Source organism: Bradyrhizobium sp. SZCCHNS1050 (assembly GCF_032484785.1).
Classification (GTDB): Bacteria; Pseudomonadota; Alphaproteobacteria; order Rhizobiales; family Xanthobacteraceae; genus Bradyrhizobium.
The window spans coordinates 187283-211554 of record NZ_JAUETR010000002.1 but is presented as its reverse complement, the minus strand read 5'-3'; the positions used below and the strand labels follow the sequence as shown (position 1 = coordinate 211554).

Genomic DNA, 24272 nt, shown 5'->3' with positions numbered 1-24272 from the left:
CTATCCGGGCCTGTCTGAACAGGTCCCGGTGCCGTCCCTGCGGGAGCGCGCCGCCGGCGCCTTTCACGCGCAGATCAAACGGCTTTGCTGCCGACATCCGTGCGGGTGGCCGAAGGCGTGGCGCCGTGATCGATCGACTTGACGGGCTCGGTCTTCTCCGGCGCCTTGTCGTCGTCCTGCATGCCCTTCTTGAACGCCTTGATGCCCTGCGCGACGTCGCCCATCAGATCGGAAATCTTGCCGCGCCCGAACAACAGCAGGACGACCGCGATCACGACGATCCAGTGCCAAATGCTAAGCGAACCCATCCTGCAACCCTCCAAACACCGGCGCAGCCTTCACCCGACTGCCCGTCGACGCTACCGCCGAAACCGCGTCATATCCATGGACTTGACCGCGACACTTCGCTTCTAGCATTCGATTGCGAAACATCAACACGAACGCGGCGCATCAGCCGAAAACGGCCCGCGGACAGCCCAATCTGGCCGGAAGGTAGGCGCCAACGCCCCCAAAAACAAGCACTTAAGGTCCGACAATTCGCGGCCGGACCTACGTAATAACGCGAGTGTTAACAGCCCCGGCCGCTAGCTTTGGTGCGGCGAGCCGTCGTCGTCGGTATCGCGGTCGTGCGCGTCATCGGCCGCGTCGATCTCCTCATCCGCCATGTCGACCTCGGCCTCGGCCTCTGCCTCGTCGTCTGCCTGAGCGTCGGCGTCGGCAGACAGCTCGACGAGCTCGATAACGGCCTCGTCGTCCGGCTCGACCTCGATCTGCTCGACGGCCAAGTCCACCTCGGTGATCTCGGTTTCCGCATCGGCGCCCGGCAGTTCCAGATCGCCAACGGCGACCTGCGACGAGGTGTCGTCCCGAACGGCGGCCTCAGCGGTCGCCATCTGGCCTTCGGCGACCTCGGCCGCAGCCGTGTCGGCTGCGATCGTTTCCATCTCGGCCGTTTCGTCTTCCGCGGCTTCGGCCTCGCCAGGCTCGGCCTCCACCGCCGGCGCAAGCGCCAGGTCGAGATCGCCGGGATCCAGCGGCTCCTCGTCCTCCCGCAGCGTCGGATCGTCCGATGGCGTCGGGACGGTGAAGCCGGTCGGCAGCCGGGAATCCAGCAGGCCGGTCCCCTTCAGCTCTTCCAGGCCAGGCAGATCGCCCAGGGTCTCCAGGCTGAACTGAGCCAGGAACGCATCGGTGGTTCCGAAGGTCAACGGACGGCCCGGCGTCTTGCGGCGCCCCCGCGGCTTGATCCAGCCGGTCTCCAGCAGAACGTCCAGCGTTCCCTTGGAGGTGACGACGCCGCGGATCTCTTCGATCTCGGCACGCGTCACCGGCTGGTGATAGGCAACGATGGCCAGAACTTCGATCGCCGCGCGCGACAGCTTGCGCGTCTCGGTGCTCTCGCGCGTCATCAGCCAGGCGAGGTCGCCGGCGGTACGGAAGGTCCACTTGTTGGCGACGCGCACGAGATTGACGCCGCGATTGGCGTACTCCGCCTGCAGCTGCGCCAGTGCGGCCTTGATGTCGACACCTTCAGGCATACGCTTGGCGAGCGCAGCCTGCTCGAGCGGCTCGGCCGAGGCAAACAGGAGAGCCTCGAGGATGCGCAACTCTTCGGGGCGCGCTACAGGCTCGATCGCGATCTCGTCGGGCTCTTCCATGCGCAGTTCCGCCAAGCTTGCCATGGCAGGGTCTCCTTGTTCGTTACTCAACCGTCAAGTCCGGCGCAGCCATGGCGCCGGGCTGGATCGGTGGACGCTTACGAAAGTACAGCGGCGCGAACGCCTGCTTCTGGTTCAGCTCGAGCTTGCCTTCGCGAACCAGCTCGAGGACGGCCGCAAAGCTCGATGCGAAGACGGTGGCCTTCTGTGCAGGCTCGACGACGTAGTCCAGCAGGTAGTCGTCGAGACATCCCCAATCGTCCGAGACCTCGGTCATACCGACCAGACGCTCGAGCGTGGCGCGGGCCTCAGCAAGCGACCAGACCGTGCGCTTGGCCATATGAACGGACGTGACGACCCGCGACTGCCGCTGGATGGCATAGGCCGACAGCAGGTCGAACAGGGTCGCGGTGAACTTGGGACGACGGACCTCCGCTATGGCCTCCGGGTTGCCGCGCGGGAACACGTCACGCTGGAACTGGGGCCGGTTCATCAGGCGATTGGCGGCTTCGCGGATCGCCTCCAGCCGGCGCAGCCGGTTGGCAAGTGCCGTCGCCATCTCCTCAGCGCTCGGACCTTCCTGCGCTGGCGGCTCGGGCAACAGGAGACGCGACTTCAGAAAAGCGAGCCAGGCCGCCATCACGAGATAGTCGGCGGCGAGCTCCAGCCGGATCTTGCGGGCAGCCTCGATGAACTGGAGATATTGGTCGGCGAGCGCCAGGATGGAGATCTTGGCAAGGTCGACCTTCTGCTGCCGCGCCAGCGCGAGCAGCAGGTCGAGCGGGCCCTCGTAGCCCTCGACGTCGACGACCAACGCCGGTTCGGCCTCGGCCAGCTCCGTCGTGGGACGGCCGGTTTCAAACGACAGAATTTCAGCGGTCATGCGCTAGCGGATCCCAGCCGGTTGATCAAGGCGTCGAGCTCGCGGCGCGCGGCGTCACGATCGAAGCCTGTGGGTGCCTTGCGCGCCGCAAGCGCGCGATCGGCGCGGATCAGAGCCTGCCCTTCAAGCTCAGGCGTCTCGGCGGCCACGGCCTGCATCTCGTCGAGCTTGCCGTTGCAATGCAGAACCATGTCGCAGCCAGCCGCCACGATCGCGCGCGTGCGCTCGGCGATCGATCCGGCCAACGCGTTCATGGAAACGTCATCACTCATCAACAAACCCTGGAACCCGATCCGTTTGCGAATCACCCGTTCGATCATTGTCGCAGAAGTCGTGGCCGGATGGGCGGCGTCGATCGCGCTAAACACAACATGTGCAGTCATCGCCATCGGGAGGTCGGCCAGCGGCCTGAACGCGGCGAAATCGGTTGCGTCGAGCTCCGCTTCTGGCGCGTCCACGGTCGGCAGCCGGACATGGGTGTCGGCGGTGGCCCGGCCATGCCCCGGAATGTGCTTCAGCACCGGCAGCACGCCGCCCTGCTCCAGCCCCTCCGTCACCGCCCGGGCGATCGCCGCCACCTTTTCTGGCGTCGTGCCATAGGCTCGATCCCCGATCACGGCATCGGCGCCGGCGACAGGGACGTCTGCGAGCGGCAGGCAATCCACAGTGATGCCGAGCGCGAGCAGGTCGTCGGCGATCAGGCGAGCGCTGAGCCAGGCGGCACGGAGACCTGCGGCCGAATCAAGGTCGTAGAGACGGTCGAACACCACGCCGGCGGGATAGACCGGCCAATGCGGCGGCCCCAGCCGCTGCACCCGGCCACCCTCTTGGTCGATCAGGACCGGAGCGTCGGCGCGGCCGACGCAGGCCCTTAATTCCTCAACCAGTGCAGTCACTTGGGCGGGCGACTGGACGTTGCGCTTGAACAGGATGAAGCCCCAGGGCCTGGACTCGCCGATGAACGCGCGCTCGGCGTCGGTGAGATCAGGCCCGGAGATGCCGGTAATGAAAGCCCGCATGGTCATGCGGGCCGCATAGACCCCGCCTCGGGGGCGGTCAAGCAGGCCTTAATTGTTGCTAAACGGGAAACACTGTCCGCCGGCAGTTTTCAACGATCCGCACATCTTGTTGGCCTCTTCCTTCGTCGCGAAGGGCCCGACGGCTGCGCGGTACCTGACGCCGCCCTTCTCACCCAGATCCATCCGCTTGATGATCGGCTCATATTTGCCCAGCACGGCGCCGTACTTGTCCTGCACCGCCTTGTAGGACGACATCGCCTCCGCCTCGCTGGCCTGCGACGAGATCGAGACCAGGTAGCCGCCGGTACGATCGGTCTGGGTCTGCTCGGTGACCGGCACGGCCGCGGCGATGCGCGCCGGTGCGGCCGGCTGCGGTGTCAGCGGCATCGGGCTGTCGTTGGCGGCCGACGCGTTGGCGTTGGCCGGCGACTTTCGGCCCTTCGGCGTCGCCGCCGGCTTGGTTGCAGGCGTCGCCGGCATCGGCGGATCAGCCGCAGCGGCCTGATTGCCCCCCGTCACGGACAGCGTCTTGATCGGACGCGGATCGCTGTTGGGCAAAATGCCGTTGGCGTTGGCCATCTGCGACATCGGGGCCGCCCCGGCGCTGACCGGCGGCGGACCCGCATTCTGGTTCATCTGCGGGAACACCACGCGCGGATTGCCGCCGCGGGCGTTCAGATCCATCGGCGTCTCCTCGCGGGACACGAGCTTCTCGCCGCCGTCATTGCCGAGCAGACGATCCGGCACCTTCGGCGTCGGATCCTGCTGGGCCATGATCTTGGTCGGACTGTTGTCGGCGCGAATGATCGGCGGCTCGCCGGTACGGCCGGACGAGATGTAGGTCTTGTAGCCGTAGGCGCCGCCGGTGCCGACCACCGCAAGGGTCAGCACCGCGAGCACGGTGCTCATGCCGCTGCGCCGCCGCGGCCGCTCCTCTTCCTCGCCCTCGTCGTAACCGTCCTGATAGCCGTATTGGCCGTCCTGGAAATCGTTGTCGCCCTGAAACCCCTGCTGTCCCGAGCCCATCTGCCCGAACAGCGCATCGTCATAGCGCGAGGAGTCCGGCTCGTTGTCGTCGAAGCCGTTGTCGCGGTTGTAGTCGCGGTCATTCTCGGCGAACCCGTGGCGCGATTCCCCGACGCTGTAGTCGAGCTTGGACAACTGATCGGCGAACTCCGCGTTCGGATAACCCTGCTGCTGCCGGGGAGCGGGCGCGGGCGCGAAATCCTGGTCCGGGAAACCCGGCTGGCCGCGCGGATCCTGATAGCCCGCCGGAAAGGCCGGCGGTGCAGGCGCGGGCTGCGGCGGCTCGCGGCCGATGTCGGCGAAGGGGTTGGCGGCGGCAGGCTGGGCACGTTGCATCCAGGCCGGAGCGCCGGCCGGAGGCATGCCGGGAACCGGCTGTTCCGGCGCGGGCGCCGCGGGGCGCGCCATCGGACGCGGTTGAGATTGCGGAGTTGCCCGGCCCGAGGCGGCAAAAGGATCGTTCTGCCCGATCAGGCGAGCGAGTTCGGCGAGCGGATCGGCATCGGCCTGCTGGTTTCCACCACGGCCAAAACCATCAGCGGGAAAGGGTCTGTCCTGGTAACGATCAGCCATCGTGATGAAGCGTCCCTGCGGGTGAGCCGCATATGCGTCCTAAGGCGGACCCTGCCAGATTGAGGCCCCCAACTGAAGTCGTGTGTTTCCCCCAATCAGCGCATTGCATCAGGAGCATTAACGCCCAAGATCGCAAGTCCCGACGCCAGAACCGAGACGACGCCCTGAACCATGGCCAAACGTGCCTTGGTCAATTCTGCATCATCATCGATAATGAAGCGTAAATAGGGCAAATCCCGCCCCCGCGTCCAGAGGGCGTGAAATTCGCTTGCAAGTTCATACAGGTAGAAGGCGATCCGGTGCGGCTCATGCGCCAGCGCTGCGCTCTCCACCGTACGTGGGTACAGTGCCAGGCGTTTCAAGAGGTCGTGTTCGGCCGAGTCGGAGAGTTTTTCGAGGTTGGCCTCGCGGAGGAACGCTAGCCGCGCCCCCTCGTCCTCCGGCAGGTCCCGGAAGCTCTCCCGCGCATTGCGGAAGATCGAATGCCCCCGCGCGTGGCCATACTGGACATAGAACACGGGATTGTCGCGCGACTGCTCGATGACCTTGGCGAGGTCGAAATCGAGCACGGCGTCGTTCTTGCGGTAGAGCATCATGAAACGGACCGCATCGCGCCCCACTTCATCAACAACTTCCCGCAAGGTGACGAAGTCGCCGGAGCGCTTCGACATCTTCACCGGCTCGCCATTGCGCAACAGCTTGACGAGCTGCACGACCTTGACGTCGAGCACGGCCTGTCCGGCCGTCACCGCCTTCACCGCCGCCTGCATGCGCTTGATGTAGCCGCCGTGATCGGCGCCGAATACGTCGATCAGGTCGGCGAAGCCGCGCTCGAACTTGTGCCGGTGGTTGGCAATGTCGGAGGCGAAATAGGTGTAGCTGCCGTCCGACTTGATCAGCGGCCGATCGACGTCGTCGCCATAGGCAGTGGCGCGGAACAGAAGCTGCTCGCGATCCTCCCAATCCTCCACCGGCGCGCCCTTGGGCGGCGGCAGACGGCCTTCATACACGTCGCCCCGCTCGCGCAGGAACTCGATCGTGTCGGCAACCTTGTTGGTGCTGCCTGCAATCAGCGAGCGTTCCGAAAAGAACACATCATGACGGATGTTGAGCGCGGCGAGATCATCCTTGATCTCGGCCATCATCATCGCGATCGCCTTGTCGCGCACGATCGGCAGCCACTCGGTCTCAGCGAGCGCCTTGAGCTTGTCGCCGTGCTCGGCCGCGAGCGCCTGCCCGACCGGCTTGAGATAGTCGCCGGGATAGAGCCCTTCCGGAATGGCGCCGATGTCCTCGCCGAGCGCCTCGCGATATCTGAGGAAGGCGGAGCGCGCGAGTACGTCGACCTGCGCGCCGGCGTCGTTGATGTAGTACTCGCGCGTGACATCGCGGCCGGCGAACTGCAGCAGGCTGCATAGCGCATCGCCGAACACCGCGCCGCGGCAATGCCCGACATGCATCGGCCCGGTCGGATTGGCCGACACGTACTCGACGTTCACCTTCGGCGCGCCGGGCACCGGCGCGACGCGGCCGTAGGCAGCGCCTTCGCGCAGGATCGTGCCGAGCGCTTGCGCCCAGACTGCCGGCCGCAGGGTCAGGTTGATGAAGCCGGGCCCGGCAACATCGACCTTCGCCACGAGAGCATCGGCCCGCAGCCGCTCGGCGATCACATCGGCGAGTTCGCGCGGCTTGGCCTTCGCCTCCTTGGCGAGCACCATCGCGGCATTGGTGGCCATGTCGCCATGGCTCGGATCGCGCGGCGGCTCGACCACCACGCGCGAAAGATCGATGCCTTCGGGCCAGCCGCCCTGCTTGGCGATGATGGCGCAGACGGCGTGGACACGCGCGAGCATGTCGGCAAAAAGGTAAGGCGTGGAAGCTTGTTCGACCATGCCGCCGCCTAACGCAAATCCGGAGTCGAGTCAAAAAGCCGGTGGTGCTCGGTTAAGGCGAAACGGTCCGTCATTCCGGCGATAAAATGGCCGATGCGGCGAGTCCGATCGCCCTCGCCGTCGCAACCGTCCAGCCAGCCTGCGGGCAGCGTCGAACCGTCCTCATGGTAGCGGCCGTACAGGTCGGCGACGATGCGCTCGGCGTCGCGCATCACCCGCATCACCCGCTCATGGCGGTACATCCGCTGCCAGAGAAACCCCTTGATGGTCGCCTCATGCTCGGCCACATCGGCCGGAAATGCCACCAGCGGCCCGCTGTGCCGCCTGATGTCGTGAGGCGACATCGGCTGCGCCCGCGCGATCCGGCGCTCGGCCTCGGCCGCTACGGCTGCGATCAGGTAGGAGATCAGCTCGCGCACCAGCTCGGCGCCGCGCCGGATCGGATCGAGCGCCGGATATTGGCGGTCGATCTCGGCGATCATCGCGGCCAGCAGCGGAATTTCCTTGAGGTCGTCGACCGTGAACAGGCCGGCCCGCAGCCCGTCGTCGATGTCGTGGGCGTCATAGGCGATGTCGTCCGCGAGCGCCGCGACCTGGGCCTCGAGCGAGGCGTAGCTCCACAGCTCCAGGTCGAACCGGGTATTGAACTCGGCGATTCCCGGCGGGATCGGCTCCTGCAACGGCCCGTTGTGCTTGACGATGCCCTCGAGCGATTCCCAGGTCAGGTTGAGTCCGTCGAAATCCGGGTAGCGCTGCTCGAACGACGTGACGATGCGCAATGTCTGGGCATTGTGGTCGAAGCCGCCATGGTCCGCCATGCAGCGGTTCAGCGCGCGCTCGCCGGCATGGCCGAACGGCGGATGGCCGAGATCATGCGCCAAGGCCAGCGTCTCCGTCAGGTCCTCGTCGAGGCCGAACTGCCGGGCCAGCGCGCGGGCGATCTGGGCCACTTCCAAAGAATGGGTCAGGCGGGTGCGGTAGTGGTCGCCTTCGTGGAAGACGAACACCTGGGTCTTGTGCTTCAGCCGGCGGAAGGCGGTCGAATGGATGACACGGTCGCAATCCCGGCGAAAGTGGCTGCGGGTCCGGGACGGCGGCTCGGCGAACAGGCGGCCCCGGCTGCGATCGGGATCGCAGGAATAGGGAGCGCGGGGGGCAGCCATTCCGACCGACACGGGCGATTGTTCCTTTTGCGGTTTGATTCCTCGGCGGAGCCCACTTAACTATGGGGAGCGCCCGGCACCAAATGAATAGGGCATGACGCGCTACCTCGGAGACCTCCTGCCATGACTGATGCCTCGACCGGCCCCGTCACCATCAGCGAACGCGCCGCCCGCCGCATCGGAGAGATCCTCGGCAAGGAGAGCGCCGGCGCGATGCTGCGCATCTCGGTCGAAGGCGGCGGCTGCTCCGGCTTCCAGTACAAGTTCGACATCGACCGCGCCAAGGCCGACGACGATCTCGTCATCGAGCGCGATCGTGCGGTCGTGCTGGTCGATCCGGCCTCGGTGCCGTTCCTCGCCGGCTCGGAGGTCGATTTCGTCGACGACCTGATGGGCGCCTCGTTCCGGGTCAATAATCCCAACGCCACCGCCTCCTGCGGCTGCGGCACCAGCTTCTCGGTCTAGCGTCCCCTCGTTGTCGGCTCAGGCCTCCGCCGTCGCAGCCGGGACATCGGACGGCGCAACGGCCGGCGCCTCGACGTTTGGCGCGGGCGTTCCGATCGCCTTCAGCATTGCCGCCACCATGGCCGGCTTGCGCAACGGCTTGGCCAGAAAGTCGGTCATGCCGGCCTCGCGGCATTGCTTGATGTCGTCCGGGAAGGCGTTCGCGGTCAGCGCGATGATCGGCAGCTCGGCGAGCCGTCCACCCTTGGCCCGGATGGCCCGGGTCGCGGCGATGCCGTCCATCTCCGGCATGCGAACGTCCATCAGCACGAGGTCGAACTCCTGTTCGTCGGCCGCCTTCACCGCCTGCAGGCCATCCGGAACGATGCATTTGTCGACCGGGAACTCCTGCAGCATCTTCGACACAACCATGCGGTTGGTGGCGTCGTCCTCGGCGATCAGCACGCGCAAGGGACGGCCGAGCGCCTCGATCCGCGCCTTGAGGTCACCGGCGCCGACCCGGTCGCCGCGCTGATCGGACACCTGCTTGTCGCTCCACGGCAAGGTCAGGCTGAAGCGGAAGGTCGAGCCTTCGCCCTGCACCGACGACACCGCGATGACCCCGCCCATCTGCTCGATGATCCGCCGGGAGATCGCCAGCCCGAGCCCGGTGCCGCCGAAGCGGCGGTTGATCGAGGCATCGGCCTGGGCGAAATCCGTGAACAGCTTGCCGACCCGATCGGCGGGAATGCCGATGCCGGTGTCGGAGACGCGCCACTCGATCGTCGCCCTGTGGTCGTCGCGCGTGCGGCAGGCCACGGCGATGGTGATGCCCCCCTGCTCGGTGAACTTCACCGCGTTGGAGGCCAGATTGATCAGCACCTGACGAATGCGCGCCACGTCGCCCTTGAGCGCCGGCGGCAGCTTCGGATCGATGTCCGCATTGACCAGCAGGCTCTTCGATTTCGCGTTGACGCCCATGATGGCGGTGACCGCCTCGACCAGCGCCGCCGGCGAGAAATCCACCGTCTCGAATTCGAGCTTGCCGGCGTTGAGCTTGGACAAATCGAGGATGTCGTTGAGGATGCGCTGCAGGTTGTCGCCGGACTCGCGGATCGTCATGACCGCGTGACGCTGCTCGTCGTCGAGCTTCGTCTCCAGCAAGGTCGAGGCGAGCCCCAGCACGCCGTTCATCGGGGTGCGGATCTCGTGGCTCATCATCGCCAGGAAGTCGGATTTGGCACGGCTTTCGGCTTCCGCCTGTTCGGCCCGCCAGCGCTCGGTGACGTCGCGGCCGAAGCCGCGATAGCCTGCGAACTTGCCCTCATGGTCCCGCGCCGGCCGCGCCGTCAGCGCCCAACGGCGGCGCTCGCCGCCAGCCACCACGACATGGATCAGAATCTCCGGGATCGACAGCCGCTGCGCCATGCGATCGGCCAACGTCTTGAGCGTCGCCGTATCGGTCGGGCAGAGATATTTCAGCGTATCGATCAGCCGTTCGCCCTTGAGCTGATCGAGCGGAAGCTGGGCCACGTCGGCGAAACGCTGCGGCGCGTCGATCAGCCGGCCCTCGGCATCGGTCTGCCACAGCCAGCTCGCGGCGTTCTCCTGGAATTCCTTCAGGAGCAGCGAGATCGTCTCGTTCTGGCGCTCGTGCCGGATCTGCGCCTTCAGGTTCTCCAGGAACACGTTGCCGTGCGACACCAGGTGCCGCACCATGAACGACGTGTAGAGCAGCAGGAACACGACGAGCACGAGATAGGTCGTGCCGCCGCACAGAAACAGCGAGCCCACCGAGGCGAGCATCAGGGTCCAGGTGTAGGCGAGACCAGCCCGCGGCACGCTCGACATCGCGAAGGCGCCACCCGAGATCATCCCGGTCATCAGCGAACCCACGATGATCTGCAGATGCGGATCGACCTGCGGCATCACGATCAGCGGCAGCGATCCCCAGATGGTCGCCAAGAAGAACGCCTGCAACGTCATCCGGGAGATGGCGCGCTCGGACGCCTCCTGCGGCCGCGACTTGCGCGCGCGCCACCAGCCGCGCAGCGCCATGCCGCCGGCCACCGCGATCGCGGCGCCCCACGCGAAGAGAAAGAGATTGGAGACGGTGTTCCAGAACACGCCGAGAATGATCGCCGCGTTGGCGAAGTTGATGCCGATGGTCACGGGGACGAGGCGCGCGACGGCATCGACCTGCCGCGCCCGGATGCGCCGGCGATCGCGCTCGGTCAGCGCTTCGTCGTCGAGACCTTCGATGGCGCCGAAGCCGCCGATCCAAATGAAGAAGGCCCCCAGCGGGCTGCCGCCGGCCGTTCGCTTCGAGCGCGTGGGATCCCCAGGCCAATTCATGAGCGCGCAGAACCTTCGTTGTGATCCCTTGCCATGCCTGATCGGCTGCTTCAGCCGCGTTAATTGTTCCGCCCGTAGAATTACGGAACCTCCGAATGCGCGCGCTGGCAGCGCCGGATGCAACTCATCGTTCCCGCGGCACGATGTGCCCGAGTCATGATCGTCCGTTTTCCCCTCGTTCAGGTCGAGGGCGCAGGGAATGCCGGGTGCTGGCCGCAACCCATGGCCCGCCCGCAGAAAGAAAGCAGGCGGCAGTCACCACAGGTCCAGCCGGTCAACCGGCATTCCCTGCACGACGGCTCTACGCCTTATACGCATTCTCCCCGGGGACCGGGCTGTCTTGCCCCCGTGACCGGCGGATCATCGTCACCACCGGCGTGGCCTCAGCGTCGGGAGACCAGGACCATGCGATTTCGGCGTGCGCCATGTGCCGTTCGTCCGCACGGCATCACGCCATGCTGCGGCCCACGACGCCCATCGCATCCCACCCCGCGTGTCGTGACGATCGCGATACGCCCCTCGTGCCGGGATGGGACGGCGACATAGGAGCATGAATTCTGTAAAAGCGAAACAACGATATTTTTCGCACCGGGACTGGACAGGGCAAATCAGCTTGAAGGCGCTCATGAAATTAATCTCTCGGCGCACGCCTATTCGACGCCGGCTGCGCCCATTGGCATCGCCAACATGGGTCATGCGGTGGATCGATTTGCCCGACGTGCACGCCGGATCACAATCACCACGTCGTTGTTCGCTGATCCCTCACAGCACCGCGCCGGAGGCGTAGGCACTGGCCCAATGCGGAAAACCGTTTTCGGCGGCACGCGCCGCCGCGTGATCCCAGTCATAGGTCAGCGCCAGCAGCTCGGCCTGCCAATGTCCGCGTCGCTCGGTCAGAACCGCGTAGCGCGCGTGCGGCGAGCGATGTTCGAGCTGGGCTGCGATCGGGATGTCGCCGAACACCGGGCAGCCGACGCTGCCGGGGTTGATCACCAGCGGCCCACGGGGCACCTGCACCACCGCCTGCCGATGACTGTGGCCGCACAGCACCAGCGTGGCGCCGCCGAGATTGACGAGACGCGCGGCCAGCACGTCGCGACGCGCTGGCACGTAACGGCCGTCGTCGAGCATCTCTTCGAGGAGGCAGGTGCTGTCGTCGTCCGGCGTGCCGTGCACGGCAAGAATGCCCTGCTCCAACGCGATCCGCGCCGGCAAGGCATGCAACTGGCGTCGCTGCTCAGGCGTGACCGCCGCACGCGCGAAGCGGCCGGCCGGCGACAACTTCTCCTCCGGCCATTCCTCGATCCAGCGGTCATGATTGCCGCGCACCGTCGGCAGCGCCAGCGACTGCAGCAGCTCGAAGGTTTCCTGCGGCCATAGCGGGCTCGTGACGCAGTCGCCGAGATTGACGGTGGCATCGACGCTGCGGGTCGCGATGTCGGCGAGCACGGCCTCCAGTGCCGGAAGATTGCCATGCACATCGGAAATCACGGCCAGTCGCATTGTCGTTTCCTCGCGTCGCAATTCGTAGTGATCACTTGAGACAGAGCGATAGCATGATCGTCATTGCGAGCGAAGCGAAGCAATCCAGGGCGACGCGAGGATTCTCGACGGCTTCGCTCGCTCGCAATGACGGCGCAAACGTAGGGTGCAAAGCGTCGCCTAAGGCGGCGCGTGCCCACCGTCTTTCGCCCGGCAACGCCTTGAACGGTGGGCACGCCGCTTGCGCGGCTTTGCCCACTCTACGTATTGCCCCTCGCCCGCAAGGGCGGCGTCACACAATGGTCGCCGGAGTATAGCGCAGCAGCAGCCGGTGCGTCGGATAGAAGATCACGAGCGGCAAGCCGATCAACAGCAGCACAAACCACGCCGCGCCCGGCATGTAGCTCTGCGCCGACGCATCGCTCAGCCCGTAGACGTAGTTGATGTTGACGGGAAGATTGCCCGCGGCAGGCGGCGGCGGCATCAGGAAGTAGCACACCGACAGCAGCGCCCAGGCGCCAACGGTCCAGACTGCGAAGGCGCGGCGGTCATAGCCGAGCCGCCACACCAGCCAGGCCAGCACGAACGGCAGCCAGAAATGGAAGAACGACAGGCTGCGCGTGAACAGCGGCAGCTTGGCGTCGAACATGTAGGCGGTCATGCCGGTCAGCGGCACGCCGGCGGCGGTGCCGAGAAAGTCGACCACCCACAGCGCCTGCGGCAGCAGAATGCCCACGGCCGGCGCCGACGCGAGCAGCGGGCTTTCCAGCCAGACGGCGGCCAGCGTCGTTAGCAGCGCGACGTCGCAGAAATAGAGGAAGTTGGTCGGGCCGTAGGCCATGAGATAGGTCGGCACCAGCACCGCGCAGAACGCGCTGTAGGTGAGCTTGAACCACAGCGGAATGCCCACCTTCGCAACCGTCTCCATCGATCCCCTGCCCCTGCAATATGGCTGTCTTCGCAATCGCGCGGAGATTGTGGGGAGATGAGCCAGCCCGTCAACGAGACGGCAGACGATGTTCGTGGCAACGTTAATGAAAGTTTGCCCGGAGTGACGAGTTGCTGTCGATCCCAGGCTATTTGTCGGGCTTGGGCATGACGACCAATCGTATCGCGCCGAGATGATCGACCTGCTCCAGCCGATCGAGCCTTGTATATCCCATCTCCCTGAGAAACGTCTTCCCCTCCTCTGTCCATCGTCCAAACCGGGTGCCGACGACCTCCATCAGACCAAAGGCCGCGAGGACCTCGATCGCCTCTTCGCCAGCCGACATCGAATGGCTGTCCACCACCTCGCGACCTTCCAGATATTGGATGACCATCGACGCCAGTGCGGACAGGATCTTCTTTTCGTTTTCTGTCATGTCTTTCCTCAGGACTATCAACAAGTATAGCATGCCCCAGGTCACATTGCAGTCCGTACGGTGGGCGAAGCGAGCGCCGCAGGCGATCGCGTGCCCACCATCGGTGACCGCGCAAGAACGCCGGTGGGCACGGTGCTCGCGACGCTGGCGCGTCGCTGCGCGCCTTTGCCCACCCTACGATTCTCTCACTGCAGCGCCCCGATCGCGAACACATCCGCGCGCTCGATGATCAGGTCGCGGAACAGGCGGGCGCGGTGCGACATCCATTGCGGGTCGGGATAGACGACGTGAAGCGGCAGCGACGGAACGTCGTAGTCGGGGAGCAAATGGATGAGCCTGCCTGACGCAATGTGTTGAACCGCGCACCAGTCCGGCAGCACGGCGGCGCCGAGGCCTTCCAGCGCCGCCAGGGTCATGATGTCGGCGTCGTCGCAAGTGAGCGAGGGTGTGATGCCGACGACGTGGCGGCCGGTTTCGGATTCGAGGCTCCATTCGTTCTTCGGCGACAGCCGCGAATAGGTCACGCAGGGGAGCTGGCGCAGATCATTGGGCAACCGCGGCGGGCGGTGTCTTGCGAGCAGCGATGGCGCCGCAACCAGCAGCCGCTTGACCGTGCCGACGCGGCGCGCGACCAGCGAGCTGGAGCTGAGCACGCCGATGCGGATGGCGAGCTCCGTCCCGGTCTCCACGAGGTCGACGAACTGCTCGGTGAAGCGGATGTCGAGCCGCACCTCGGGATAACGGCGGCCATATTCGGCGAAGACGTCGCTGAAGAAATGACGGCCGAACGAGGTCGGCACCGTCATCCGCAAGGTGCCCGAGGGCGCGCCGACGCGCTTCGGCGACGGCATGCCCGCGCTCTCGAACAAGGTGACGATGTCCTTGGCGAGCTTGAGGACGCGATCGGCCTCGGCGGTCGGCCGGAGCTTGCGCGTGGTGCGGACGAACAGGCGACAGCCGAACTGCTCCTCCAAGAGCGCGATACGCTTGGTGATCGCCGGCTGTCCCAGGCCCAGATCGGCCGCGGCCTGGGTGAAGCTGCCGGCCTCCATGACGCGGATGAAGGTCTGCAGCGCGTCGATCCGATCCATCCATTCCTCCCCGGAATGAGTTTTATTCTCGTCATTCCGTATACGTCAGGAGGCAGGCCGGTCTAGCCTCTCAAAAAATCAAACGGAGGGAGACCATGGAGAAGTCGATTGGCATCGTCGGGGCCGGCATCGGCGGGCTGCACCTGGCGCTGTATCTGCAGAAGCAAGGCATCCAGGCCACGGTTCTGACCGACCGCGAGCCGGAACAGTATGCTGCAACGCGGTTGATGAACACGGTGGCCCATCACGGCATCACCGTGGCGCGCGAGAACGAGCTCGGCGTGAACCACTGGGACAGTCCCGAATTCGTCTATCACCACCACGATCACTTCTTCAATTTCCCCGGCAGCCCCCTGCTCTTTCGCGGGGCCTTCAAGCAGCCGAGCCGCGCGGTCGACTACCGGATCTACCTGCCGGCGCTGATGAAGGATTTCGAGGACCGCGGCGGCGCGATCGAATATGCCAGCATTCAGGACGACGACATTCCGGCGCTGGTGGCGCGCTTCGACCTGCTGGTGGTATCGACCGGCAAGGGCGCGCTGGGGCGGATGTTCAGCCACCGGCCGGAGCTGTCGCCCTACAACCAGCCGCAGCGCCTGCTCTGCGTCGGCCTCTATGACGGCGTCGACCACGGCAGCCCCGAGGGCGACGATCCGCGCGGCGTGACGCTGTCGGTCTCTCCGGGCCATGGCGAGATGATCGTGATTCCGACGCTCACCTTCGGCGGCATGAAGACGGCGCTGCTGATGGAGAACATTCCCGGCGGTGACATGGCCGAGCTGGTGTCGCTCAACTACGACGCCGATCCCTCGGCCTTCCGGCAGACGCTGCTCGACAAGCTGGAGAAGCACCATCCGCACACCTACAACCGGATCGACACGCACCGCTTCGATCTGCAGCCGCTGGACCTCTTGCAGGGCGCCGTGGTGCCGACCGTGCGGCGCTCCTCGGTCAGCTTCGACGACGGCAAGATCGCGATTGCGCTCGGCGACGTGCACTCCGTGGTCGATCCGATGATGGGCCAGGGTGCCAACATGGCCTCCTATGCCGCGTTTGAACTCGGCAAGGCGATCACCGAGGCGGTGGCGTTCGACGACCGCTTCGTCGAGACGGTCGATCGCGCGCGCGAGAACCGCGTGCTCGCCGCGGCGCGCTGGACCAACCTGATGCTGCAGCCGCCGTCGGAGGCGATGGGCCGGCTGATCTTCACCATGGCGCAGGATCGCGGGCTCTGCGACGAGTTCACCGACAATTTCAACTATCCGGAGCGGCAGTGGGACCGGCTGGCGAGCGAGCGGCGCATTCATGCCTGGATCGACGAGCGGACGCGGCTCGCGGCGTGACGCGTGATGACGGAGAGCGGCCGATGAGCCATCATCCCGATGCCGCGGGTTTTCGCGCAGCCGCGTCGCGGTTCTCCACCGGCGTGACCGTCGTCACCAGCAACGATGGCGACGGCGCGCCGGTCGGCATGACCGCCAACAGTTTCACCACGGTCTCGACGCAGCCGCCGACGGTGCTGGTCTCGCTCAAGCGCGGCCGCACCTGGCAGGCGGTGAGCGCGTCCGGCCGCTATGCGGTGAATGTGCTCGCGGCCGATGATGTCGCGATCGGCCGGCATTTCGCCGGCGCGACCCTCGCACAGGGCGCGCCTGCCTTGGAGGCGCGTGACGGCTTCTTCCTGCTGCCGGCGGCCATCGCGCAATTCGGCTGCGAGGTCGTGAGCACGGTCGAAATCGCCGACCACACGCTGTTCATCGGCGAGGTCCGCTGGTGCCGCCACCAGGACGGCCTGCCGCTGGCATTCTACGCCAGCCGGTTTCGCAATGGGCTGGGCGCGGAGATATTGCCAAGCGATGGGCTGGCGTATCCGGCGGAGGGGTGGACGATCTGATCGCGCGGGCGGCCAGTGTCCTTCAAGCCGCCGCTGCTTACCCTCATGGTGAGGAGGCGCGCAGCGCCGTCTCGAACCATGAGGCCGCAGCGTTGGCCTCGCCCTTCGAGACGCCCGCCCGCGGCGGGCTCCTCAGGGTGAGGAGCGAGAGGTTCTCTCTTCAACGAAAATCTGATGCGGTCCGCCGGGACGACTTAGTGAGCCAAACATCGTCACATTGAAGACTGCGGGTCCGGCACAGTCGTGAGGCTCAACCGCCGATCGGTCCGGGGTCGATGCCCCCCGTTGTGGCGGCTCCAGAATGACCGAAGCGCGGCCACGTGACGATCGAACCTAATTTTACGTCCCGTCCGGCGTCGTCGTCAAATGGATCGGCACTGCAGGTACGAGGCCTGAGGCTGATGATCCACAGCAGTTCCGCTCGTGCTGGACTAGCGACGCTCGTTCAGCATCGGGAAGCCGCGCTGATGCCGGACCGGATAGGCCGCCGGCGTGTCGCTCGCGGCGTCGAGCGTGGCCACCTGCTCCGCCGTCAGGCTCCAGCCGACCGCGCCGATATTCTCGATCAGCTGGCTCTCGTCGCGGGCGCCGACGATGATGGTCGCGACCGTCGGGCGCTGCAGCAGCCAGTTCAGCGCCACCCGTGGAATGTTGCACCCGCCTGTGATTCCCACGCCATCCGCCTTGACCGGAGTGGTCGCGGCTTGATCTAACCGGGGCCGTTTCTCCTTCCCCCCGGGAACCTCAAGCCAATGCGTATCGCAACTTGGAACGTCAATTCGGTCCGGCAGCGGATCGATCACCTCCTGACCTGGCTCAAGGAATGCTCCCCGGACATCGTCTGCCTGCAGGAGATCAAATGCACGGACGACGCATTCCCAAGGCTGGAGATCGAGGCGCTCGGCTACAACGTGGTGACGCACGGCCAGAAGACCTTCAACGGCGTCGCGCTGTTGTCGAAGCTGCCGTTCGACGAAACCAAGTCCGGGCTCGACGGCGATGCCGAGGACGTGCATGCGCGGTTCCTCGAGGGCGTGGTCAGCCTCAAGAGCGGGGTGGTGCGCATCGCCTGCCTCTACCTGCCCAACGGCAACCCGCCGAACACGGAAAAATATCCCTACAAGCTCAAATGGATGTCGCGGCTTCGTGACTACGCGCGTGAGCGGCTGAAGACCGAGGAGCCGCTGATCCTCGCAGGTGACTTCAACGTGATCCCCGCCGCCACCGACGTCTCCAACCCCGAGGCCTGGGTCGACGACGCGCTGTTCCGCCCGGAGACACGCGAGAGCTTCCAGTCGCTGCTCGGCTTGGGCCTCACCGACGCGCTGCGCGCCGTCACCGACGCGCCGGGGCAGTACACGTTCTGGGACTATCAGGCCGGCGCCTGGCAGAAGAACGCAGGGATCCGGATCGATCACCTGTTGTTGTCGCCACAGGCCAGCGACCGGCTGGTCGAGGTCGGCATCGACAGCTATGTCAGGGCCTGGGAGAAGCCGTCGGATCACGTGCCGGTGTGGGCCGATTTCGATCTCGAGACGGCGTAACTCGAGAACGGTCCATGACGATCTACACACGGCGGCAATTGTTTCCGCTCGCAATCGTGCCGCTGCTGGCGGCGAAGCCGGTGCTTGCCGCCGACCTGCAGGCCACCATCGCCGGCATCGAGGCCGGCAGCGGCGGACGACTCGGCGTGGCGCTGCTGGACACCGCGAGCGGGGCGCTGAGCGGCCATCGGCTCGACGAGCGCTTCCCGATGTGCAGCACCTTCAAGGCGCTGCTGGCGGCGGCCATTCTCGCCAAGGTCGATGTCGGCACCGAGCAGCTGGCGCGGCGCATTCCGATCGCGCAAGGAGACATCCTGTCCTACGCGCCGGTCACCAAGGCCTATGTGGGGACGTCGGGCCTGTCGGTCGGCGAATTGTGCGAGGCGACCGTGACGCTCAGCGACAACACGGCGGCGAATCTGCTGCTGGCGAGCCTCGGCGGCCCCGCCGGCCTGACCCGCGCCATCCGCGGCTTCGGCGACGCCATCACCCGGCTCGACCGCATCGAGCCTGCGCTCAATGAAAGCGTGCCCGGCGATCCCAGGGACACCACGACGCCCGCGGCGATGGCGCAGACCTTGGCGAAGCTGACGACCGGCACGGCGCTGTCGGCGGCATCGCGCGACATCCTGAATGGCTGGCTGATCGCCTGCAAGACCGGTGGCGCCAAGCTGCGCGCCGGCCTGCCCGGCGAATGGCGCATCGGCGACAAGACCGGCGCGGGCGAGCGCGGCAGCAGCAACGATGTCGCCGTGATCTGGCCGACAGGGCGCGTGCCGGTCGTCGTGAGCAGCTATCTCACCGAGACCAAGGCCAGCGACGACAAGCGCAACGCGGTTCACGCAGCGGTCGGCCGAGCCGTCGCAGGCGCGCTCGGGGCCTGAGCCTCGCGATAGATCGCGGCGATCGCGTCGAATCCGGTGCGCAGCTGGCGCATCTGGCGGCCCGCGAGGCGCACGCCGAGACCGGCGCTCTCCGGCAGCAGGCTTGCCGCGGCGTAGAGGCCGTCGATGCAGGACAGCGCATCGACGAGACGCTGGCGAAGCGCGGTGAGATCGTTCGTCAGCGGCAGCATCAGCACGGCCGAGCCGAACGCGCGATGACCGTTGAAGACGGCGACATCAGGATCGCGCAGCTGCATGCGGTCGATGAGGAGCGGCGCCTCGCCCGTCCGGCGCACGACGAGCGCGGAGTCGAGCTCGCGGAACAAGCGCCCCTGCCCGACCGGGTCATGCATCGTGAAGGCGTCGGTCACGAGGGCCAAAGCATCGGCGGCGCAGTGCAGTTCGAGCACCTGGCACAAGGCAGCCCCGGGAAACAGAATACGCGGCTCCGGCCGATAATCGAGCCTGGCGCCGGTCTCGACCCGGAGCAGCACCTGCTCCATGGCACGTGCGCCCGGCTCGGCGCGATGGACTGAGGTGGCGCCCTGCGTGGTCACGCAAACGGCTGCACCCGCATGTAGCGTGAAGCGCTGCGTCAACCGGTCCTCGCCATGCACCGCGCCACTGCCGGTCTGCAGGATCACGCTGAGCAGGTCCGGCCGCTCGGCATCGGTGTGAAAGCTGCGTGTCAGCACGAACGGCCACGCGAACAGCCGGCGGTCGATCACCGTGCGGCCGCCGCGGCGAACGAAGGAGAGATCGAGCCGCGGCGGCTCTGGGGCTGAAGCGCTCACGTGCGGAACAGCACCTCGCGCTCGAGCAGATCGACGATCGCATCAATACCCTCGCCGCGTCGGCAGTTGGTCAAGAGCACCGGACGGCCGCCGCGCACCTCGGCCGCTTCGCGCCGCATGCGATCGAGATCGACGCCGACATGCGAGGCGAGATCGACCTTGTTGATGACGAGCAGATCGGCGCGGATCACGCCGGGGCCGCGCTTGCGCGGGATGTCGTCGCCGCCGGCGACGTCGATCACGAACATCCAGAAATCGGTGAGGTCGCGCGAGAAGGTCGAGGCGAGATTGTCACCACCGCTCTCCAGCAGGATCAGCTCGACGCCCGGAAAGCGCCGCTCCAATTCGTCGGCGGCCTCGATGTTGAGCGTCGGGTCCTCGCGGATCACGGTGTGCGGACAGGCGCCGGCTTCGACCGCCGACACGCGCGCCGGGTCGATCAATCCCGAGCGGCGGACGCGCTCGGCATCCTCGGCGGTGACGAGATCGTTGGTGATGACCGCGATGTCGATGCCGCGCGCCTGCAGCGCCGGGATCAGGCGCTCGACCAGAGCGGTCTTGCCGGAGCCCACCGGGCCGCCGATGCCGACGCGCGCGGCGGTCATCGGCGCATCGGTGCCGGTGAGAGCGAGACGGTTCATCGCAGCATGAACCTCCTCGCGAGCGGCACGGTCGTCGCCGGCGGGCACATCAGCAGCTTGCCGTCGGCGCGGACCTCGAAGGTCTGCGGATCGACCTCGACATGCGGCATCGCCGCGTTGCGGACCATGTCGGTCTTGCGCAGCCGGCGCACGTTCTTGATCTGCACGGTCTCACGGCCGAGCCCAAGCTTGGCGCGGATGCCGGCGTCGACCGCGAGCTTCGACATGAAGTTGACGCCGAGCCGCTGTGGCGCTGCGCCGAGCGCACCCCACATCCGCTTCTGGATCATCGGCTCGGAGAGACCCAGACTGCCATTGCCGTCGCCCATCGCGGCCCAGACAGGGAAGCCGTTCTTGATCACCATGTAGGGCTTGAGGCCGAACGAGGCGCGCGGCCACAGCACGAGATCGGCCATCTTGCCGACCTCGATCGAGCCGACGACATGATCGATGCCGACGGCAACAGCGGGATTGATGGTGAGCTTGGCGACGTAGCGCTTGATGCGCTCATTGTCGGCGCGCGCGGTCGTCTCCTCCGGCAGCCGGCCGATGCGGTCCTTCATCACGCTGGCGAGCTGCCAGCATTTGGCGACGTTCTCGGCGAGCCGGCCCATGCCCTGGGTGTCCGTGCCGAAGATCGAGATCGCGCCCATGTCGTGCAGGAAATCCTCGGCCGCCATCGACTGCGCCCGCACCCGCGCCTCGCCGAACATGACGTCTTCGGGCGCGTTGTAGTTGAGCTGATGACAGATCATCGTCATCGGCACGCCCTCCTCCATGCCGTAGGAGGTGTAGGGATTGGTCGGATTGGTGGAGGACGGGATCACGTTGGGCCAGGACACCACCTTGAGCAGATCGGGTGCATGGCCGCCGCCGGCACCCTCGACGTGGTACATGTGGATGGTGCGGCCGTCGACCGCCGCCATCGTGTCCTCGCAGAAGCCGTATTCGTTGATCGAGTCGGTGTGCAGATGCACGGCGAAGTCGTTGCGGTCGGCGGCGATCAGGCTCTTGTCGATGACGTCGGGCGCGGCGCCAAAGTCCTCGTGGATCTTGACCGACATGCCGCCGGCCGCGACCGCCTCCTCGACCGCTTCGGGGTTGGAGCCGCCGCGGCCGAACAGCGCGTAGTTCAGCGGCGAGAACTCGATCGATTTCAGGAAGTGCCCGAAATTCGGCCCCGAGCCGGAGCCGACATCGAACACCGGCCCGGAGCCGTTGCCGATCATCGTCGTGGTGCCGCCGGCCAGCGCATGGTCCGACTGTTCCGGCGAGATCAGATGCGCGTGGCTTTCGATCGCGCCGGCGGTGACGATGAACGGGCCGCCGGCGATCGGCGCGGTGGTGTGGCCGACCACCATGTCCGGATGCACGTCCGGCATCACGTCGGGATTGCCGGCCTTGCCGATGCCGACGATACGCCCGTCGCGGATGCCGATGTCGGCCTTCACGATGCCGGCGACGGCGTCGACGATGGTCGCGTTCTTGACGACGACGTCGAGGATCTTGTGGGACGACGTGCGGTGGCCGGCGATGGCCTCGCCGTCGCGCAGGTTCTTGCCGGCGCCGACCAGCAGCTCATGGCCGTAGGTCGTGTAGTCGTGCTCGATCTCGGCGAGCAGGCTGGTGTCGGCGAGCCGGATGAGATCGCCCTTGGTGGGGCCATACAGCTCAGCATAGGCGCGGCGGGTCAGCGTGGCCATGATCTAAGCTCCCAGATAGCCGCGCGACTGCGCGAGTTTCAGCCCGGTCTCGCGCGCGCCGGCCGCGTCGAGCGGGCCGTTGACGAGTCCGGCCTGGCCGCGCACGATGCGGTCGCCGGTGATCGGCACGAGGCGTACCGATTTGGTGACGCCCGGCTCGAAACGGACGCCGAGTCCCGCCGGACGATCAATCTTCATGCCCCAGGCGGCGGCACGATCGAACAACAGTGCGCGGTTGACCTCGAAGAAATGGGTGTGGCTGCGCACCTGGATGTCCCGGTCGCCGGTGTTGACGACGTCGATGGTGACGGCCGGCAACGCGGTGAACATCTCGATGTCGCCAGGGCCTTCGATGATCTCGCCGGGCACGATGACGTCGGCGACGGCGCCCTCAGCCGGCTGGATCGGCTCGAACAGCGCCATCACCTTGGTGCCCTCGGCAAACATCAGCTCGACATAGAGAATCGGGATCATCTGGGCGACGCCGGGCTCGACGTCGTCGGTCGTGAGCAGCCGTCCCGCCATGTCGCGGATCTCGGCATAGGGCAGATTGCGGCGCGCCGCGGTCATCACCTCGTCGGTGATGTAGGCCACCGCCTCCGGATGGCTGAGCCTGATGCCGAGCAAGCGGTTGCGCCGCGCCATCTGCGCGGCGTTGAAGATCACGAGACGATCCATCTCGGTCGGCGACAGGTTCATCATGGCGCGGCACCTCTGGTCAGGTCGTGAACATGCGCACGTGCCGCAGCGGACCGCGCGACACGGCGATGTCGATGAAGGGCGTGAAGCTCGACGGCATCGCGTCGTCGTCGGGTGTCTCGTCGAGCAGATCAGCGAGCCGTGCGCGGGCAAGCGCGAGGCTGCGCTGCGACTCGATGTGGCCGATCAGGCCGAGCCGCACGGCGGCGCTGACGAGGCCGGCGACGAGGGTCCAGCCGGAGACCAGTTCGGCCGCGTCGAGGCTAAGGCCGGCATCGCGGCCGGTGATGGCTTGTACCACCGGCAGATGTCCGAGCCGCGCATCGGTTGAAACGCGGGCACGGTACGCCTGAGACAACGGACCGGCGAGCTTGACCCAGACGCCGAGCAGCGCCCTGCCCGCGCGCCGCGAGCCCTCGCGCATCTCGGCCGACGGCGTTGTCGCCTCGGCGAGGCGATCCACGGCGGCGATCGCGGCAATGTCGTCGGCGTGCCAGGCGCGGCGGAGCAGGATGCGATCCATGCTGGCCCAGCGCTGCGCGAGGTGATCGGCAATAACGCCGTCGAGGTCGGCGCGACCGGACAGCAGGCCGTCGGCCGCGAGGCCTTCGATGCCCCAGGAGAACGCAAAGCCGCCGGCGGGAAAGGCACTGTCGCCGAGCTGCAGCAGCGCGAGCGCCTCGCCGCGGTCAAACATGATCGCGCTCCACGACCTCGCCGGCATCGAGCAGCGGCTGGATGCGGGCGCGATAGGTGTCGAGCGGGGCATCGAGCAGCACGATCAGATGATCGTCTTCGAAGCGGACGCGCCAGTGCAGGTTGCCGGCGTGCCAGCCGAGCTTCAGCGCACAGGCCGGATCGCGCGCGCGCAGGTGCCAGACCTGCTCCTCACCGAAGCGGGCGATGATCGCGCGATCGGAATCGAGATGCAGCAGCGCGCCGTCGACGAGCTGTTCGTCGCGATCGAGGCTGACGGCGCAGTCGGTGCCGCGATCGGTGGTCAGCCGGAAGCGCCTGCGGCCGGCGTCCTCCGGCGGCACGAACAACAGCTCGATGCCGCCGCGATGCTCCAGCGCATGGAGCCGGCCGGCATAGGCCCTGTCGTCGGCGCGTCCTATGATGCCGTGCAAACGGAGCATCGGCGTGATTTTCTCTCGCTGACG

General features: G+C 66.6%; 23 protein-coding genes and 1 pseudogene. 5 read left to right on the top strand and 19 right to left on the bottom strand.

The window, feature by feature from the left end; translation table 11 throughout:
• Nucleotides 1-74: 74 nt before the first annotated feature.
• The 7 genes from QX094_RS25350 to QX094_RS25320 all read right to left on the bottom strand — a co-directional run bounded on the left by QX094_RS25350 (nucleotide 75) and on the right by QX094_RS25320 (nucleotide 8226).
• Nucleotides 75-308 (bottom strand): twin-arginine translocase TatA/TatE family subunit, encoded by a 234-nt coding sequence (locus tag QX094_RS25350; RefSeq protein ID WP_006614346.1) that lies wholly within the window; start codon nucleotides 306-308, stop codon nucleotides 75-77.
• Nucleotides 309-584: 276 nt separating this feature from the next.
• On the bottom strand, nucleotides 585-1682 hold the full coding sequence (gene scpB / locus QX094_RS25345; protein ID WP_316175347.1) for an SMC-Scp complex subunit ScpB: 1098 nt from the start codon (nucleotides 1680-1682) through the stop codon (nucleotides 585-587).
• A gap of 19 nt (nucleotides 1683-1701) precedes the next feature.
• Complete coding sequence (locus tag QX094_RS25340) at nucleotides 1702-2541, bottom strand: ScpA family protein (protein WP_315711705.1); 840 nt, start codon at nucleotides 2539-2541, stop codon at nucleotides 1702-1704.
• Nucleotides 2538-3566, bottom strand: a complete 1029-nt coding sequence (nagZ, locus tag QX094_RS25335) for a beta-N-acetylhexosaminidase (RefSeq protein WP_316188281.1) — start codon at nucleotides 3564-3566, stop codon at nucleotides 2538-2540. The genes QX094_RS25340 and nagZ overlap by 4 nt, the downstream gene beginning before the upstream one ends.
• Before the next feature lie 42 nt (nucleotides 3567-3608).
• Nucleotides 3609-5159 carry an SPOR domain-containing protein gene (locus QX094_RS25330; RefSeq protein ID WP_316188280.1) on the bottom strand — a complete coding sequence of 517 codons (1551 nt, stop codon included), beginning with the start codon at nucleotides 5157-5159 and terminating at the stop codon, nucleotides 3609-3611.
• 95 nt (nucleotides 5160-5254) lie between these two features.
• A complete protein-coding gene (gene argS / locus QX094_RS25325) occupies nucleotides 5255-7051 on the bottom strand; it encodes an arginine--tRNA ligase (protein ID WP_316188279.1) in 1797 nt (598 codons plus the stop codon).
• A gap of 8 nt (nucleotides 7052-7059) precedes the next feature.
• The gene (locus QX094_RS25320; RefSeq protein ID WP_316188278.1) at nucleotides 7060-8226 is read right to left on the bottom strand and encodes a deoxyguanosinetriphosphate triphosphohydrolase; all 1167 of its coding nucleotides are present in this window, start codon (nucleotides 8224-8226) and stop codon (nucleotides 7060-7062) included.
• A gap of 111 nt (nucleotides 8227-8337) precedes the next feature.
• Here QX094_RS25320 and erpA point away from each other — a divergent pair, with 111 nt between their 5' ends.
• A complete protein-coding gene (gene erpA / locus QX094_RS25315) occupies nucleotides 8338-8679 on the top strand; it encodes an iron-sulfur cluster insertion protein ErpA (RefSeq protein ID WP_315711699.1) in 342 nt (113 codons plus the stop codon).
• 18 nt (nucleotides 8680-8697) lie between these two features.
• On the opposite strand, the gene QX094_RS25310 is transcribed toward erpA, so the two are convergent.
• From QX094_RS25310 to QX094_RS25290, 5 genes are all read right to left on the bottom strand, one after another.
• A complete protein-coding gene (locus QX094_RS25310) occupies nucleotides 8698-11013 on the bottom strand; it encodes an ATP-binding protein (protein ID WP_316188277.1) in 2316 nt (771 codons plus the stop codon).
• A gap of 762 nt (nucleotides 11014-11775) precedes the next feature.
• Nucleotides 11776-12516 carry a metallophosphoesterase family protein gene (locus tag QX094_RS25305; protein ID WP_316188276.1) on the bottom strand — a complete coding sequence of 247 codons (741 nt, stop codon included), beginning with the start codon at nucleotides 12514-12516 and terminating at the stop codon, nucleotides 11776-11778.
• A gap of 271 nt (nucleotides 12517-12787) precedes the next feature.
• The gene (locus QX094_RS25300; RefSeq protein WP_316188275.1) at nucleotides 12788-13423 is read right to left on the bottom strand and encodes a hypothetical protein; all 636 of its coding nucleotides are present in this window, start codon (nucleotides 13421-13423) and stop codon (nucleotides 12788-12790) included.
• Between the two features lie 148 nt (nucleotides 13424-13571).
• On the bottom strand, nucleotides 13572-13859 hold the full coding sequence (locus QX094_RS25295; protein ID WP_316188274.1) for a hypothetical protein: 288 nt from the start codon (nucleotides 13857-13859) through the stop codon (nucleotides 13572-13574).
• 185 nt (nucleotides 13860-14044) lie between these two features.
• A complete protein-coding gene (locus QX094_RS25290) occupies nucleotides 14045-14950 on the bottom strand; it encodes a LysR family transcriptional regulator (RefSeq protein ID WP_315711695.1) in 906 nt (301 codons plus the stop codon).
• Nucleotides 14951-15045: 95 nt separating this feature from the next.
• Here QX094_RS25290 and styA point away from each other — a divergent pair, with 95 nt between their 5' ends.
• Both styA and QX094_RS25280 read left to right on the top strand, forming a co-directional pair.
• Nucleotides 15046-16293 carry a styrene monooxygenase subunit StyA gene (gene styA / locus QX094_RS25285; RefSeq protein ID WP_316188273.1) on the top strand — a complete coding sequence of 416 codons (1248 nt, stop codon included), beginning with the start codon at nucleotides 15046-15048 and terminating at the stop codon, nucleotides 16291-16293.
• Nucleotides 16294-16316: 23 nt separating this feature from the next.
• Nucleotides 16317-16844 (top strand): flavin reductase family protein, encoded by a 528-nt coding sequence (locus QX094_RS25280; protein ID WP_316188272.1) that lies wholly within the window; start codon nucleotides 16317-16319, stop codon nucleotides 16842-16844.
• Nucleotides 16845-17275: 431 nt separating this feature from the next.
• Here the strand turns inward: QX094_RS25280 and QX094_RS25275 are convergent.
• Nucleotides 17276-17539 (bottom strand): annotated as a pseudogene (locus QX094_RS25275) (aldo/keto reductase); the annotation flags it as partial.
• Between the two features lie 57 nt (nucleotides 17540-17596).
• Between QX094_RS25275 and xth the strand changes: the two are divergent.
• Entirely contained in the window at nucleotides 17597-18388 is a 792-nt protein-coding gene (gene xth, locus QX094_RS25270) for an exodeoxyribonuclease III (RefSeq protein ID WP_316188270.1), read from the top strand.
• Between the two features lie 14 nt (nucleotides 18389-18402).
• Nucleotides 18403-19272 carry a class A beta-lactamase gene (gene bla, locus QX094_RS25265; protein ID WP_316188269.1) on the top strand — a complete coding sequence of 290 codons (870 nt, stop codon included), beginning with the start codon at nucleotides 18403-18405 and terminating at the stop codon, nucleotides 19270-19272.
• On the opposite strand, the gene QX094_RS25260 is transcribed toward bla, so the two are convergent.
• The 6 genes from QX094_RS25260 to ureE are packed head-to-tail and all read right to left on the bottom strand — an operon-like array spanning nucleotide 19227 to nucleotide 24248.
• Complete coding sequence (locus tag QX094_RS25260) at nucleotides 19227-20066, bottom strand: urease accessory protein UreD (protein WP_315711689.1); 840 nt, start codon at nucleotides 20064-20066, stop codon at nucleotides 19227-19229. The two genes, bla and QX094_RS25260, sit on opposite strands and share 46 nt — an antisense overlap.
• Entirely contained in the window at nucleotides 20063-20707 is a 645-nt protein-coding gene (gene ureG / locus QX094_RS25255) for an urease accessory protein UreG (protein ID WP_316188268.1), read from the bottom strand. Before ureG ends, QX094_RS25260 begins: the two co-directional genes overlap by 4 nt.
• The gene (ureC, locus tag QX094_RS25250; protein WP_315750980.1) at nucleotides 20704-22410 is read right to left on the bottom strand and encodes an urease subunit alpha; all 1707 of its coding nucleotides are present in this window, start codon (nucleotides 22408-22410) and stop codon (nucleotides 20704-20706) included. Before ureC ends, ureG begins: the two co-directional genes overlap by 4 nt.
• A gap of 3 nt (nucleotides 22411-22413) precedes the next feature.
• The gene (ureB, locus tag QX094_RS25245; protein WP_316188267.1) at nucleotides 22414-23112 is read right to left on the bottom strand and encodes an urease subunit beta; all 699 of its coding nucleotides are present in this window, start codon (nucleotides 23110-23112) and stop codon (nucleotides 22414-22416) included.
• A 16-nt stretch (nucleotides 23113-23128) separates the two neighbouring features.
• Nucleotides 23129-23806 (bottom strand): urease accessory protein UreF, encoded by a 678-nt coding sequence (locus QX094_RS25240; protein WP_316188266.1) that lies wholly within the window; start codon nucleotides 23804-23806, stop codon nucleotides 23129-23131.
• Nucleotides 23799-24248: an urease accessory protein UreE gene (ureE, locus tag QX094_RS25235; RefSeq protein ID WP_316170159.1), complete on the bottom strand. Its 450-nt coding sequence runs from the start codon at nucleotides 24246-24248 to the stop codon at nucleotides 23799-23801. The genes QX094_RS25240 and ureE overlap by 8 nt, the downstream gene beginning before the upstream one ends.
• Between the last annotated feature and the right edge of the window lie 24 nt (nucleotides 24249-24272).